Genomic DNA, 14,884 nt, shown 5'->3' with positions numbered 1-14,884 from the left:
CGGCGCTGCTCAAGAGGGGTGTCCGGGCGCCGTGAGCTGCGCTTTTTCAAGCCAGAAATCATTGATGCTTCGAACAAGTTCCTCGAAGTCCTCGAGCTGAACGGGCTTCGTGAGATAGCAGTTGGCGCGGAGTTCGTAGGCCTTCCGAATGTCTGCCTCAGCAGTAGACGTTGTCAGAATGATCGTCGGAATCAGGCGGAGGCGGGGATCTTCCTTTATCTGCGCCAACACCTCGCGCCCGTCCATCTTTGGAAGATTCAAGTCCAGCAGAATGATCTCAGGCAATCCTGCTTCATGATCACCCAGCGTCTTCTTCAGAAAGACCATCGCCTCGATGCCGTCCGAGGCAACATCTATGTCGACTGAAAGGTTTGCCTCGCGAAAGGCCTCCTTCGTCAAACGGACATCTCCTGATCCATCTTCAATCAGCAGAACTCGACGCTTCTTTGCGTCTACTTCGCTTTTCATAGCTTCCTCTCTTCGCCGGACAAGGTGAATCGGAAGGTCGAGCCGACGCCAAGCTGGGATTCGACCGTGATCGTTCCGTCATGACGCTCGACAATCTTTTTACAGATGGCGAGACCGATACCTGTTCCAGCAAATTCATCTCGTTTGTGAAGCCGTTGAAACATGCCGAAAATTCGGTCGAAATACTGCGGTGCAATGCCGAGGCCGTTGTCGGCGACAGTGAATTCCCAACTCTTATCTCCGCTTTCTCTCGCAGAAACATGAATGTGTGGAGTCCCCGGAGCCTGGTACTTGATACCGTTCCCAACAAGATTTTGGAAGAGCTGGACTAACTGCAGTTCATCGGCCAGAATCTCGGGCAATGGATCGTGCGTGACCTCGGCGCCACTGTCTTCTATTGCACCACGCAGGTTGCGCAGGGCCTGCGTTAACGCATCATCACTCGACACATGCTCGAGCTTTTCTAGCTTCGTTCCAATGCGTGAGAAAGCAAGCAGATCTTGAATCAGTCGTTGCATGCGGCTTGCACCATCTACTGCGAAGGCGATAAATTCATCGGCATCCGAATCGAGCCTGCCCTTATAACGCTTGGACAGCAGCTGCGTGTAACTTGCGACCATGCGGAGAGGCTCCTGCAGATCGTGAGAAGCGACATACGCGAACTGCCCCAATTCCTCATTGGATCGATTAAGCGCCTCGATCTTCTGCACCAGCTCCTGCTCGGCTTTCTTGCGGAGCGTGATGTTTCGAATGGCTGCCGTTACAAGGATGCCGTCAGTGTTTTCAAGCGGGCTGAGCATGATTTCAATCGGGAACTCTGTCTTGTCTTTACGGCGCCCCGTCAGCTCGATGCCAGTTCCGATCTGCTGTGCCAGCGCATCCTCGGTGGTGCGCAGGGCATCCGCAATCAGCCTTTCCGCGAAGCCTGCCGGGATAATATTCTTGACCTTCTGCCCCAAGAGCTCGTTCCGGCTGTAACCGAATTGTTTCTCTGCTTGGACATTCAGCAGGACGATCTCCCAGTCTGAGTTCACGACGACCATTGCGTCAGGAGCTGCTTCCAGCAAACCCCGATACCGACCCTCCATTTGAGCCAGATGTTTGTCTGCGGCCCTGCGCACGCTGATGTCACGGATCGCAGCGGTGACGAGGATCCCTGCAGCGTTCTCCAACGGGCTCAGCATAATCTCGATCGGAAACTCTGTACCGTCCTTGCGGCGACCATTCAGTTCAATGCCAGTGCCAATTTGCTGCGCATACGCCTCAGCGGCGGTGCGCGAGCCATCAGCGATTAGCCGTTCCGCAAATCCCTCCGGAATGATGTTCTTGACCTGTTGCCCGATGAGCTCATCTCGGCGATAGCCGAATTGCTTCTCGGCCTGAACATTCAGCAACACAATTTCGCCGATGGGATTCACGACGACCATCGCATCCGGCGCAGCCTCCAGCAGACCGCGGTAGCGCTCTTCCATCTGTGCCAGGTGTTGGTCAGCCGCCGCACGTAAGCTGATATTCCGGATCGCCGCGGTCACCAACGTACCGTCAGCGTTCTCCAGGGGACTCAACATGATCTCGATGGGAAACTCCGTCCCATCTTTACGCAGGCCGATGAGCTCGATGCCCGTGTCGATCTGCTGCGCCATCGCCTCAGAGGCGGTTCGGGTGCCGTCTGCAATCAGGCGCTCCGCAAAACCAATCGGGATGATGGTTGTTACTGGCTGACCGATCAATTCGTCGCGCGAATAGCCAAACTGCTTTTCCGTTTGCAAATTCAGGATCACGACGTTGCCCTGCTGATCCACCACGACCATGGCATCAGGAGCAGCTTCCAACAGTCCTCGATACCTTGCGCCGGATTCCTCACCCTCACCAAGGTCGCGGCCCACCACCGTAAATCCCAGCAAGGTTCCGTCCGGGCTGCGCAACGCCGTGTAGGTCGACGCCGTATCGTAGCGGGTGCCGTTTTTCTCAACCCGCACGCGAAGATTTTCGTAGCGGCCGATGGTGGCGGCGATCCGGAGAACCTCCTCTGGCCTGCCGCGACTTTGGTCCAGCGGGGAGTAGAAGGAGGCAATGTTCCGCCCGACGGCATCCGCCGACGAAGCGCCTGTCAGCGTCTCAGCGCCCCGGTTCCACGTTACGATCTCGCCCTTAGGATCAAGCAGGAGAAGCGCATAATCTGGCGTGCCTTCCAGCAGCATGCTGCTGAGCCGGACATATTCCGCGATCCCGTCGGTCAGCCGCATTTGCAATGCCGCCCCGCGTACCACAATCCACGCCAGGATCAGGGTGACGCAACAACTGAAGATAGCGATAAGCGAAAGGAGTCCATCGCCCGGAGCCCGATCAGCCCCGCGACATGCGAGTAACGCCGTAGTCAGAAACGTGAAAAGCGTTGCGCCAAGAAACAATCGCAGACTGCGAAGAAGGGACACGGTCGACACCTCGCCTCAATGGCTCTCGAGGGGTCTTCTTGGATCTTGGGGGAATCTCGTTGTGCGCTATACCGCACAGAACAATCATCGCTCAATTGCGCTACGCAAAGCGGAACTAAAGTCCCGGGCGGCTGATAATCGATTGTCCGAAGCCCGCCCTGATAAATGAATCTGAACTCTCTGCAGTCAGCACCCGAGAACAGAACGACCAATGGGTATCAAACAGCCATGGCCTTCTTCGCTAACGAAAGGCCATATCCGTATCGATCCTGAACTTATTGGTGCCGGGAGGGGGGTCGAACCCCCACGAGGTTGCCCTCGGCGGATTTTGAGTCCTTTCGGGACATTCCTAAGCTATTGATAAATATATAGTTATTTCGATAACACTGTGTACTGTGTAAGAAAATGTGCAAAATTTGCACTTTTTTAGCCGCCTTACCTGCCAAGCCTTCTGCGGGCTTCTCAGCTATATAACAGCTATTGTTATAATGATACTGTGACTAGTCATGACCTCAAATCGGCTCGCACCGCTTCGAACTGGACTCAGGCTGAGGCGGCTCATCGCCTTGGCGTGACGCAGGCCTACCTTTCTATGGTTGAACGCGGCAATAGGCCCGTCTCGGACGATCTCACGTCCGCAGCTCTTCGGGTTTTCCCTCTACCTGCAACGGCACGGCCCATAGAAGATCATTCCGGCATGAAGGCAGGAGAAGAGTTCTTCAAGCGAGCTTTGGGAGAGCTGGGATATCCGGGGTTTGCCTATCTGGAAAGTCAGCAACTGCTCAATCCAGCCGAATTGCTTCTCCTCGCACTCGACAGCGAAAATCTTGATGCTCGGGTGACAGAAGCCTTGCCGTGGCTCCCGTTTCACTTCCCTGAGATGAACTGGAATTGGCTCACATCCGAAAGCAAGTCTCGGGATCGACAGAATCGGCTTGCATACGTCGCTCTGCTGGCAAGCGATGTTGCACAAAAACGCGGAGAGACGCAGCTCTCGGAGAAACTGCGCTCTCGTGCGGCTGCGCTGGAATGCTCTCGCCTAGCCAACGAAGACACGCTCGCTAAAAGTTCCATGTCACAGGCTGAACGCAAATGGCTGCGCACCCACCGAACTCCATTGGCAGCACACTGGAATTTGCTTACCGACCTGAAAGCCGAGGACCTCCAGCATGTCTTCTGACTTAAGGCCTCCCGAACCCTGGCACTCGTTTCTCCGAGATCTTGATGACGCATTGCAATCCCCTGCGCGTCTGGACTGTATCGGAGGATTCGTTGTCACGCAGCTATACGGACTCACCCGGCCTACGGCGGATGTGGATGTCATCGAACTCGCACCGAGGGAGGCGTCTGAGACGTTGATGCAGATCGCATTGCAAGGAGGTCCTCTTCACCGAAAGCATCGAATTTACCTTGATCGAGTAGGTGTGGCTGCAATCCCAGAGAATTACGAAGACCGGCTCACAGAGATGTTCCCTGGAGCCTATCGACACCTCAGACTGATGGCTCTCGATCCGTACGATATCGCCTTATCAAAACTCGAACGGAACAGTCAGAAAGACCGTGATGACGTTCGGTATCTCAGCAGCACGGTTCCGTTCAATCTGGCTACGCTCCAGCAACGCTATGAAACGGAGCTGCGTTGGCAACTTGGAAGGCCGGACCGTGAGGATCTGACGATGAAGTTGTGGATGGAAATGCTGTCCGAGGAATAATCGCTAGCGGCCTCGGCCCCGACTGCACGCGGTTCCATCAGCAGACACACCAAAAAACTTTGACAAAGTGACACCGCGCGACTTGAATTGCCATATTTCGCCGTAGCCGTTCGTACAAATGCAGAGGCCGCCGAAAGCACGATCTCGCTGGCTTTGGGCCCGCAAGACCATGGTCCTGATAGCGGGATTCCCCTTTTTTATCCAATTGGTACCCGAAAGCAAAGATAGGTTAATTTAGCATCGAGGTTGAACAGCCATAGCGGCAAGGTAGAAGAGGAGTTGCATCGAAGAACCGACCTAGACACGAAAGGAAGGCAGATGGCCAGGAAGGTATTTTTTAGTTTTCATTTTGATAATGATGCATGGCGTGCTGGTCAGGTCCGCAACATGGGAGCGCTTGAAGCTGACGCACCCTGCTCAGACAATGACTGGGAGAAGGTAAAGAAGGGCGGAAACGCGGCCATCGAGAAATGGATCGCCGATCAACTTTCCGGCAAATCGTGCGCTGTAGTGCTCGTCGGAAGCGAAACGGCCTCACGCCCTTGGGTAATCCATGAGATTCAGGAAGCATGGAATGCGAAGAAAGGCGTGGTTGGAATACGCATACATGGCCTGAAGAATCATTCAGAATATACAAGCAGCGCGGGCGCAAACCCGTTCGACAAATTGACGCTGAAGAACGGAACTGTTTCTCTATCTTCGCAAGTGCAATTGAAATGGCCGTCAGGTGCAGATAGCACAGAAATATATGCGTCAATCAAAAGCAACATAGCTGATTGGGTTGAAGAAGCGATAACCATCCGCAACAACTATACGTAAGCCTGTCAGCCGTGAGGATGAGCGGCCTGGTATGCCGCTTCAACCCATCTTCCTAATTGACCGTATTCCCACGTATAGATCGGGGCGCCACGCTTAGACAGCGCAGCTGGTATCGGTCCCAGTGTGCCTAGCTTGCCAGACCTGTCTTTAATATTGTGGATATAGATACCCAATAAGCCATTGCCCTCCGCTGCACTTTTATCAATCTCATAGGTCACATAACGACGTGAGGCAGTTTGCTCTCCGATCAGGACGACCGTCACGCTCGTGCCCTTGAGTCCGTTATCGATCAGCCTTATGACCGCGTCATCACCCTGACGCTTGGTCTCTTCCCATAGAGACGTATCGTGAAAGCCAGCCGCAGCAACGCCCTCAATAAGGCCGCTGTTGCGCACGACATTGACGCGCCATAAATCCTGCTGATAGTGGAAACTGAAAAAGACTCTCCGTGCCATGTGAAACTTGCCTCCGTCTATACGTTGATTCAGGTCTACACAGCCATAGCCTGCTCGATATATTGATTCGCTTCCTCATGAATGGTGCCATCGCGGTGATCCACTATCATTCTCAATTCCGGGTTCCATTTGATTGGCTGCGAGGCTGACCTGGCGAGGTCTTCCGATTCAGCTAGATGGTTGAACACTAAGTTGACACTAGCGGCCACGTCATCTGTCCTGAAGAGTTCCAAGTTTGAATCATCCGAAAGGGCATTATTTAGCGACGAGGGTTCCAGCTCCTTAGCTAATTCGCGCGCATAACCACCCAACCCGGCGATCAGGAATCTCGGTATCCCGCGCTGTCCAGCAAGCTGCATTTCTTCGCCAACTCCCGGCACCATACCATCACCTTTATGCGAGATTCCACCTACGGCAACCATGACATTCTGGGAGTCGATCAACACGCGGCGCATCGCGGTCAGGCTGAGATTTCGTGTTTCGGGATCGAGGGCGTCCTTTTCTCCAATCTTCTTAGTGATGACGAGTTCCGCGATGTCGGTGAGCGATTCAAGATCGTCGTTCGAGCGATCTCGTGCAAACAAATCCGACATTACAAGTGTCACGGGTTTTCGTAAACGCTTCCCGGCCTGAAGACGCGCCTGACGGAGGATGATCGGAGTGAACGCAGGGTGAGACCCATGAATGATACGGCCACCGTATTTGAAAACCATGCCACAGAAGAGAGAGACAAATTCTAAAATCCCCCTGTCCATAGCAGGTTCCGACCATAATTCAATCTCGGGGATGGCTCCCGTCAAGCCAATTTCAAATTCCTCTAGCGTTACACCGAGCCTGGTTACGCTCATGCCGCCTCCAGCTTCATGAAGTTGGAGCTGAGCAGCGAGGCGAGTTCCTGGTGATGAAGAATGATCAGCTCTTCTGCCTCGCTCTGCACGATATCTTCGATCTCCGATTCAGAGAGTAGTTGTCCGTCGTAAATAAACAGTGAGTAATTCGACGGTGTTGTCATCTTGACGAATTCGCGAAACTTCGCCACTGCTGGGCTATGGATCTGATCGAAGATCGAGCAGTGACTGAGCACCCGTGTCCGTAAGCGTACGTTCTGCTTACGCAGAGACTCGAACATTAGGAGACGCTTATCGACTTCATTCCAATCGAAGCCTTGCAAGAGGAAATGCTTCTCCACGATGAATGGCACTCTACATTTCCGTTGGAAGATTTCACATTGGTATTTTTCCGCCGCCGCAACGATCTCTTCCAGTTGAGTATCGCTCAACGGAGCGGCCTTGGCATCGGGTACGTCGAACGTAATCCAGCGCCGAAGAGCGAGGAGGGACCTAAATCTGGGCCCTTTCTTATCGTCTTTCTTTTGAAAGACGATAGGCAGGATTGGCAGCAGCTGGCCATCAGCAGTATTGACTTCGTGCCTTATCCATTTCGAAGAGGGTGAATCCGGGGTGTCCAGGAGCAGAACGAGGCTTGCATCCGCGAGCGCCAGGTCGATTTCTTCCTGCACCTTCTCACCGGGTAAGATCTTCGTGTCACCGTCCAGTTCACGCGCTTCGTCCTTCCAAGGCTGGTGACCAAGCCTGACGAAATGATCGTAAAGTTGATCGGCAATAAATTTTCCATCAGAAGCCCGATATGAAATGAAGATCTTGCTGTCTCGACCTTGCAGGCGCAGGCCCAACATACAGCCCGCCCGGTGAGTTAGTCGGCCAACCGCTCCTTTAGCAGCATCGTCATACGCGAGCGCTTTGATGCCGTCAGCAGGCTCCGGCGGCTTTGTGTGGTTCAGATCGATTGCTACTGGGAGGAGACTCGCTTTCGGTCGCACTGCCAGATAATCCGAGATGTACTTTTTGCCCTGGCTGGGGAAAGCATCTTTGTCATATACGACCAAGAGCAAGTCATCCCATGAAGCGGCAGCAGGCCAGACGCTGTCTGAGTCCGCAGACTGTGTCGTGGTCCCAACATGGCCGTTGAATGCAACTTCCAGGTCTGCCCGGATGGCTTGCGCGATGACGAGAGTGGAGGGAGAATGCAAAATAACGATCATTACAGCCTCGGCTAATGTTGCAGCATCAAGACTACAGGGGTGTCCGTGCCCCGTAAACGCCTTTTGGCTGATCTGAGGTTCGCAAGGGCAGTTTTGGGTGAATGGTTCCCGCCTTCGTGTGAACAAATCTCACTGCGTCTCGAATCACAAAATAAAGGTTTCTCAAAAGCCGATTGCGCTATCCGAACTGGCTCACCGCCTGAGTTCCACAAACATTGACGGATTTTCTGCAATAGAGCCGCACGGTCGTAACTTCTCCGCTTGATGTCACTTTCCGAAGCCACTTGAGTAGAATCGAATAATCTCATATTCACGAGCATTTGAATCATGGCAATTCCTGATTACCAATTCCTTATGCTCCCTGTTCTTCGGAAGGCAGCGCGGGGAGAAGTACGCATTGGCACTGTAGTCGAGTCTCTTGCGGATGAACTGTCTCTCAGTCCCGAGGATCGGACAGCACTGCTGCCATCAGGCAAGCAATCGGTCTTCAGCAACCGGGTTCACTGGGCGAAGTCTTACCCCAGCAAGGCTGGGCTCGTGGAACTTACGTAGAGAGGCCATTTCAAAATCTCCTCGCGTGGACAAGAGATTTTGGCTTCCAACCCGATTGCCATAGATAACCGCTTCCTCGATCAATTCGAAGAATTTCGAGAGTTCCGGCGTCGGAGTAATGAAACCGACGAGGCTGTGCTGCAACCACAAGTGGTGGAAGGTCTCACCGATCAAAAGGAAACGCCAGATGAGATTATGCGGTCAGCACATCGGCAGATTGAGACAGCACTTGCAGAAGATCTTCTGGCACGAGTTCGTAGTGCGCCACCTGATTTCTTTGAGCGCCTGATCGTGAATCTCCTCTTGAGCATGGGATACGGTGGCACAAGCGCCGATAAAGCAGGTCGGACACTTGGGCGCTCGGGAGATGACGGCGTAGATGGTGTGGTCGATCAAGACATCCTGGGCTTGGATCGTGTCTATATTCAAGCCAAACGATATAGCGCTGGAAATAACATCGGTTCAGGTGCAATCCGCGATTTCTTCGGCAGCCTTGATCGTCACAAAGCAAACAAAGGTCTCTTCGTAACGACCTCAAGCTTTTCTCAATCGGCAAGAGAGACGGCAGACTTCCTGAGCAAGCGCATCGTGCTTATCGATGGCAATCAGCTGTCGGAACTCATGATTCGCCAGAATATCGGTTGCCGTATCGAGGAGACTCTCACTATCAAGAACATTGATGAAGAGTTCTTCGAGGCGTAGGTAGATAGATAGGGATGGTGGCCGAGGTCGGACTCGAACCGACATGAGGTTGCCCTCGGCAGATTTTGAGTCTGCTGTGGCTGCCAATTTCACCACTCGGCCGTGTTTACATTGTACCGCAGCTGTCGGTAACTCGGGCACCATCGGATTGTTCACTGAACGTTTGCCAAGGCGCTTTTCATCATCCGCTTGCTCTCAAAAAGAGGAGCAGACATGCTCCTCATGACCAGCCATCACTCGTAGCGGAGCCATCAGTCAAGGCCGCGTGTTCTGCGCGCGTTTATCGAAGCGCAGCGGAGAGCCTTTACGGATGACGTAGCGGAAAGTACGCCGCGTTAAGGGCTTGACATCGGCTCGGATATCTCGAACACTGCCCCATATATGGAGACCTTTTCCACTCGGCAAGCAGCGAAAATGCTCGGGATCGGCGCAAGCACGCTGTGCCACCTCTCGCATTCGTCCGGTTGTCTTCAACGATCCGGGTCGGGTCACTGATAAGGTCGTCCAGCTTCACCTTGAGCAGCGCGTAGTCCAGCGCCTCCTCAGCCGCTTTCTTTCACAAGGCTTCGTGCATCACGATCTTTCCCGTGCTTGTCTGGCTCAAACGCAGGATGCCATCCCACGCGTTCTGCTGCTTGCTCGTTTGGCGCTTTACGGTCCGGGCGCGGCCAGGCTGCACGAAGAGATTGTCACGGTGACCGCACGGTGGTCGGATCCCGCCATCCGTACCTCGCCGCTCAGCCCGTACGGCCGCGAAACGGAGCTCAAGACTCTGGATCTCCTCGATCAGGCTCTTCTTACACGTGGAACCACGAACGAGACCATACAAAAAATGCTCGTTGCATCCGCGGTTGACGACGTGGTCCAACTACTCCCACATCTGACCCAACGCGCCGAGCAGTACGCCGACGAAGCGAAAGAGAAGCTCACCAAACGCGGTGAACAGGAATCCGCCCAAATGCGAGAGCTCCTCCAACTCCAACGCAAACACATCGGCGTCAGGCAGCAGCAGGATACGCAGATCGCCTTCAACTTCTCCGAAGACGAGCTCCGCCAGCTCAACGCTGACCGGCGCCACTGGACTGCGCGACTTGCCAAGCTCGAGCTGGAGCTGGAAAGCGAACCGCAACGCATCCGGGATCTCTATCAAGTCCATGCTCAACGGATCGAGCCGGTCGGCCTTGTCTACCTCTGGCCCGTGGCCGAAGGGAGCGTGACCGAATGAGCTACGATCCCGCTGTTGCGGCGCACCAGGAGTGGATCGGCTACGTAAAGCCGATCGGCGTTGTCGTGTCCATTCCTGCACTGATTGAAGCCGGGATCGCCGCCGACCGTGCCTCGATTCCGTTGCATCGCGACTTCCTTGCTGTGCTGCCCGAGACATCGCTCGGACAACCCGAGCCACGGCTCGAGGACTTTCAGCGCTTCGCCGTTGAGGTTCTCAAGTGGCGCTCATCCGATCTGGCCGGTCCCGACGAGACTCTTACTATTCCCGTACCTGGCTACGACGAGCTTCTGCACCCTGATTACGTCGTGAAAGACGGCGACACACCGCTCCTGCTCATCGTCAAGACCAAAGACCCGTTCGACGAGACACTCCACGATTCCAGCCATCCTTGGCCCGCATCTCCCCAGGCTCGCTTCGAACGTCTCCTGCGCGAGACGGGCGTCGCGATAGGCCTTCTTGTTTCGGCGGAGGCGATCCGCCTTGTGTACGCACCAAAAGGCGAGTCAAGCGGTTACATCACCTTTCGCGTCGCGGACATGATCCAGGTCGCAGGTCGCCCAATCCTGTCTGCGCTGTACATGCTGCTCTCGCCGGAGCGCCTGTTCACTGCAAGCGAAGGCCAGCGCCTTCCGGCTCTCCTAAAAGCCAGCCGTCGCTATCAGAACACCGTCTCCACCAAGCTCTCGGGCCAGGTTACTGAGGCTCTCTTCGAACTCCTGCGCGGCTTTCAATCGGCCCACGACCAACTTGGCATTCTCGACGAGGTTCTTGATCGAGATCCTAATGAGGTCTACGCTGGGCTACTCACGGTCCTACTTCGGATTGTCTTCGTCCTTTACGCGGAAGACCGCGACCTGCTTTCCCCGGGTGAACTCTGGGTCAACAACTACTCCGTCGGGGGCCTGCATGAACGGCTTACCGCCGACAGAGCCCAGTTCCCCGACACCATGGACCAGCGCTACGGTGCCTGGGCGCAACTGCTCGTCCTCTTTCGCATCATCTTTGAGGGCGCTCACTCTGGCTCAGTCAAGATCCCTGCACGGCGTGGCTATCTGTTTGATCCTGAGCGCTATCCCTTTCTAGAGGGTCGTCGCAGTGGTCAGCCCAGTCGCCAGACTGATTCGCCCCTCGTTTTGCCTCGCATCTCCGATGGCAGCGTTCAGAAGGTCCTGGCACTGCTGCTTGTTCTCGACGGTGAGCGCCTCAGCTATCGCAACCTCGACGTCGAACAGATCGGATCCGTCTACGAAACCATGATGGGTTTCGAGCTACATCTGGCGGCAGGGCAATCCATCGCTCTCAAGCCGAAGAAGAAGCATGGAGCTCCCATCACCATCAGCCTCGAACGGCTCCTCGCGGAGCCCGCGGCGAAGCGGAATGAATGGCTGAACAACGCCGCCGACCAGAAGCTCTCGGGCAAACCCGAGCAGGCTCTGAAAGATGCCGCCACAGTCGACGAGCTTCTTGCCGCCCTCGACAAGCGCATAGCCCGAAACGTCACACCCGAGCCTGTCCGCGCGGGTGCCATGATCTTTCAGCCCTCTCCCGAGCGCCGCCGTTCCGGCTCCCACTACACTCCGCGCACCCTTACCGCTCCTATCGTTGAGCACGCGCTCAAGCCCGTGCTTGACGGACTTATGGCCGCGAATGCGGGACAGCACCCGCGCCCTTGGCAAGTCCTCGCGCTCAAGGTCTGCGATCCGGCCATGGGTTCAGGTGCCTTTCTCGTCGAAGCCTGCCGCCAGCTTGGCGATGTGCTCGTCGAAGCCTGGCATCTGTATGGCGATATACCCATCATCCCGCCCGATGAAGATGAAGTCCTCCACGCCCGACGCCTCGTCGCCCAGCGCTGCCTGTATGGAGTAGCCCAAGTTGAACGAGTCGCGCCTTCGACCATCCCCGGTGTGACATTGGAGATGGAAAGTCTCTCCAAACTGCCGGACGGTGCCGCCGCAGAAGCCGCGTTGATGCCGCTGGTCGATCAGTACCGCTCCTGGATCGAGCAGCAGAAAGCAACGGTTCCGGTGTCTCCCGTTGAACGCCAGAAGGTCGGGAACCAGCTTATGGCACAGGCTAGCGTGGCGGCCGAGCGTATTAAGCGCGGCATCCTCTTGCTTGCGAACAGGGAATGCCTGCGAGCCTTCACGCTCGCGAATGCGGCTATGGCCATGCAGGCTCGCCAGCGCTTCGGATCGATGGAGGCAATCGCACCCGCTGAGGTGAAACCACCATCCTGGCGGCCGTTCCAACTTGCCTTTCTGTTGATGAATCTGCCGGGTATCGCCGAGCCTGAATCAGAAGATCGCGAAATTGTGGACCTGCTGTTCTTCCCGACTGGCGGAGGTAAGACCGAAGCGTATCTGGGCCTTGCAGCCTTCACGCTCGTTCTGCGCCGTCTGCGCAATCCCGGCATTCAGGGCGCCGGGCTTTGCGTGCTGATGCGGTATACGCTGCGTCTGCTGACGCTTGACCAGTTGGGTCGCGGGGCCACCTTAATCTGCGCCCTTGAGTTGTTACGCGAGAAGAACACTGACTTGGGCGAGTGGCGCTTTGAAATCGGCCTGTGGGTAGGGCGAGCTGCGACGCCCAACGTCATGGGTAGCAAAGATCAGGACTATCCAGATACAGCCCGCCGACGTGCCATCGATTACGGTGCGGATTCGCGTAAACCGTCTCCCATTCCGCTCGAGCTTTGCCCATGGTGCGGAACTCGGTTTGAACGGCACTCGTTTCGTCTGATGCGGAATGGCATAGCGAACCAGTCGTTCCCGACAGACCTCGAAATTGTGTGCGTCAACCGCGACTGCCCTTTCATCCGCGAGCGCTCTCTCCCAATCTTGGCGGTCGATGATCAGATATACCGGCGGTTGCCGTGCTTCATGATCGCAACAGTTGATAAGTTTGCGGGCATGCCGTTTATGGGAGCGACCGCCGGATTCTTCGGCAAGGTGCAGCGGTTCGATGAAAACGGCTTCTACGGACCCACGACACCCGACGTTGGCGCACGTCTGCCTGATGGATCGCTGTTGCCGCCAGAACTCATCATTCAGGACGAACTCCACCTGATCTCCGGCCCACTTGGGACAATGGTGGGACTGTATGAGAGTGCACTCGAAAAGCTGGCGAGTCGCACCTTGCCTGACGGTCGCGAGGTACGGCCTAAAATTGTTGCCTCAACCGCAACTGTGCGCCGCGCACAAAGCCAGATTCAGGCTCTTTTCAATCGTCCGAAGGTAGAGATTTTTCCTCCGCCCGGACCTGATCGTCGGGATTCGTTTTTCGCAGAGACTCTGACGCCAACTGACGGTGACCAGAAGACGAATGCTCGACTTTACGTTGGCATCGCCGCGCAAGGGCGCAGTCCCAAGGTAGCCATGCTACGGGTCTATCGTGCGCTGCTCGGGGCGGGCGAAACTTCGTATCGGCTTTCAAAAAAGAATAGAGAGAACCCGGCGGACCCGTATATGACGCTGCTTGGTTACTTCAACGCTTTGCGCGAACTCGGCGGTGCACGACGTTTGATTGAAGACGAAGTTCGTAGCCAATTGGAGCGCTATGGATCAAGGAAACGAGTATCCGAGACGCACGGCTCATTCCTAGACAGGAAAATCGCTTACGAGCCGGTGGAATTGACGAGCCGCATAAGCACAGCCAGGGTATCTGAGGCGAAGGATACTTTAGGAATTCCATTTTCCGAGCCGGGTCACGCCGACGTGGCGATTGCAACCAACATGATTTCAGTGGGCTTGGATATCACTCGGCTTGGCCTGATGGTTGTCTTCGGCCAGCCGAAGACTTCCGCCGAGTACATCCAGGCAACAAGCCGTGTCGGGCGAGATCCGGAACGCCCCGGCTTGGTGGTGACGATCCTGAACGTCCACAAGCCCCGCGACCGCTCGCACTATGAACGGTTCTGCGCGTATCACGAGAGTTTCTACAGGAGTGTGGAAGCGACCAGCGTGACCCCATTCTCCCCCCGCGCATTGGATCGCGGGCTCGCGGCGTCGATGGTCGCTCTCACCCGGCTCGGCTATGAGCCAATGACAGCCGCAAACGGCGTCGGCCACATCGTCGAACAGCGGGAAAGGTTGAAAGAGGTTGTCGATTACTTCGCCGATCGCGCGTTCACTTACAAAGATGGCGATGCGGCAGAGCGCCAGCGAGAACAAGCCAGAGTGCAGAGCAGAGCTACCGATCTGCTGGACGAGTGGCTTGACGTTGTCCAGAAAGATCAGGATGTCCTGACTGTCAGACGCTACAACCAATACGAGCCAGGGACGACGGGCCCAAGCCTGTTAAAGGACTTTCTCGATCCCGAGTTGCGGACCAAACTCCCCGATAGTTGGGAGATGAAGTTCCGCGCTAACCGCTCCTTGCGCGACGTCGAACCGAACGTCAATCTTTGGTTGCGCCGCCTTGATCAACCACGTAACGACGAGGAGCTGTAAGAA

The 14,884-nt window shown here is 55.6% G+C and carries 12 protein-coding genes and 1 tRNA gene; 7 read left to right on the top strand and 6 right to left on the bottom strand.

Annotated elements, in window-relative coordinates; all coding sequences use genetic code 11:
* Nucleotides 1-9 precede the first annotated feature (9 nt).
* Both BLW03_RS15915 and BLW03_RS15910 read right to left on the bottom strand, forming a co-directional pair.
* Complete coding sequence (locus BLW03_RS15915) at nucleotides 10-468, bottom strand: response regulator (protein WP_074655035.1); 459 nt, start codon at nucleotides 466-468, stop codon at nucleotides 10-12.
* Nucleotides 465-2,903 (bottom strand): PAS domain-containing sensor histidine kinase, encoded by a 2,439-nt coding sequence (locus BLW03_RS15910; protein WP_139285226.1) that lies wholly within the window; start codon nucleotides 2,901-2,903, stop codon nucleotides 465-467. The genes BLW03_RS15915 and BLW03_RS15910 overlap by 4 nt, the downstream gene beginning before the upstream one ends.
* 496 nt (nucleotides 2,904-3,399) lie before the next feature.
* Between BLW03_RS15910 and BLW03_RS15895 the strand changes: the two genes are divergently transcribed.
* The 3 genes from BLW03_RS15895 (at nucleotide 3,400) to BLW03_RS15885 (ending at nucleotide 5,434) form a co-directional block, all read left to right on the top strand.
* Complete coding sequence (locus BLW03_RS15895) at nucleotides 3,400-4,083, top strand: helix-turn-helix domain-containing protein (RefSeq protein WP_074655034.1); 684 nt, start codon at nucleotides 3,400-3,402, stop codon at nucleotides 4,081-4,083.
* A complete protein-coding gene (locus BLW03_RS15890; protein WP_074655033.1) occupies nucleotides 4,073-4,615 on the top strand; it encodes a DUF6036 family nucleotidyltransferase in 543 nt (180 codons plus the stop codon). The genes BLW03_RS15895 and BLW03_RS15890 overlap by 11 nt, the downstream gene beginning before the upstream one ends.
* A gap of 318 nt (nucleotides 4,616-4,933) precedes the next feature.
* Complete coding sequence (locus BLW03_RS15885) at nucleotides 4,934-5,434, top strand: TIR domain-containing protein (RefSeq protein ID WP_074655032.1); 501 nt, start codon at nucleotides 4,934-4,936, stop codon at nucleotides 5,432-5,434.
* A gap of 5 nt (nucleotides 5,435-5,439) precedes the next feature.
* Here the strand turns inward: BLW03_RS15885 and BLW03_RS15880 are convergent, their stop codons facing one another.
* Genes BLW03_RS15880 through BLW03_RS15870 form a run of 3 tightly spaced genes read right to left on the bottom strand, consistent with a single transcriptional unit; the run spans nucleotide 5,440 to nucleotide 7,951 of the window.
* Complete coding sequence (locus BLW03_RS15880) at nucleotides 5,440-5,889, bottom strand: TIR domain-containing protein (RefSeq protein ID WP_074655031.1); 450 nt, start codon at nucleotides 5,887-5,889, stop codon at nucleotides 5,440-5,442.
* A 35-nt stretch (nucleotides 5,890-5,924) separates the two neighbouring features.
* The gene (locus BLW03_RS15875; protein ID WP_074655030.1) at nucleotides 5,925-6,737 is read right to left on the bottom strand and encodes an SLOG domain-containing protein; all 813 of its coding nucleotides are present in this window, start codon (nucleotides 6,735-6,737) and stop codon (nucleotides 5,925-5,927) included.
* Entirely contained in the window at nucleotides 6,734-7,951 is a 1,218-nt protein-coding gene (locus BLW03_RS15870; protein ID WP_074655029.1) for a toll/interleukin-1 receptor domain-containing protein, read from the bottom strand. The genes BLW03_RS15875 and BLW03_RS15870 overlap by 4 nt, the downstream gene beginning before the upstream one ends.
* 327 nt (nucleotides 7,952-8,278) lie before the next feature.
* On the opposite strand from BLW03_RS15870, the gene BLW03_RS20900 reads away from it, so the two are divergent.
* Together BLW03_RS20900 and BLW03_RS15865 are read left to right on the top strand one after the other, a co-directional pair.
* Nucleotides 8,279-8,503, top strand: coding sequence for a winged helix-turn-helix domain-containing protein (locus BLW03_RS20900; RefSeq protein WP_212733214.1), 225 nt, complete (start codon nucleotides 8,279-8,281; stop codon nucleotides 8,501-8,503).
* 39 nt (nucleotides 8,504-8,542) lie between these two features.
* Nucleotides 8,543-9,205 (top strand): restriction endonuclease, encoded by a 663-nt coding sequence (locus BLW03_RS15865; RefSeq protein WP_212733213.1) that lies wholly within the window; start codon nucleotides 8,543-8,545, stop codon nucleotides 9,203-9,205.
* A gap of 15 nt (nucleotides 9,206-9,220) precedes the next feature.
* Here BLW03_RS15865 and BLW03_RS15860 read toward each other — a convergent pair.
* Nucleotides 9,221-9,307, bottom strand: a tRNA-Leu gene (locus BLW03_RS15860).
* A gap of 466 nt (nucleotides 9,308-9,773) precedes the next feature.
* Here BLW03_RS15860 and BLW03_RS15855 point away from each other — a divergent pair.
* A complete protein-coding gene (locus tag BLW03_RS15855) occupies nucleotides 9,774-10,430 on the top strand; it encodes a hypothetical protein (RefSeq protein ID WP_139285225.1) in 657 nt (218 codons plus the stop codon).
* Nucleotides 10,427-14,881, top strand: a complete 4,455-nt coding sequence (gene drmA, locus BLW03_RS15850) for a DISARM system helicase DrmA (RefSeq protein WP_244502117.1) — start codon at nucleotides 10,427-10,429, stop codon at nucleotides 14,879-14,881. Before BLW03_RS15855 ends, drmA begins: the two co-directional genes overlap by 4 nt.
* Nucleotides 14,882-14,884 lie beyond the last annotated feature (3 nt).

The organism is Terriglobus roseus (assembly GCF_900105625.1).
In the GTDB taxonomy this organism is placed as follows: domain Bacteria; phylum Acidobacteriota; class Terriglobia; order Terriglobales; family Acidobacteriaceae; genus Terriglobus; species Terriglobus roseus_B.
This window is presented reverse-complemented; position numbering and strand designations above follow the sequence as displayed.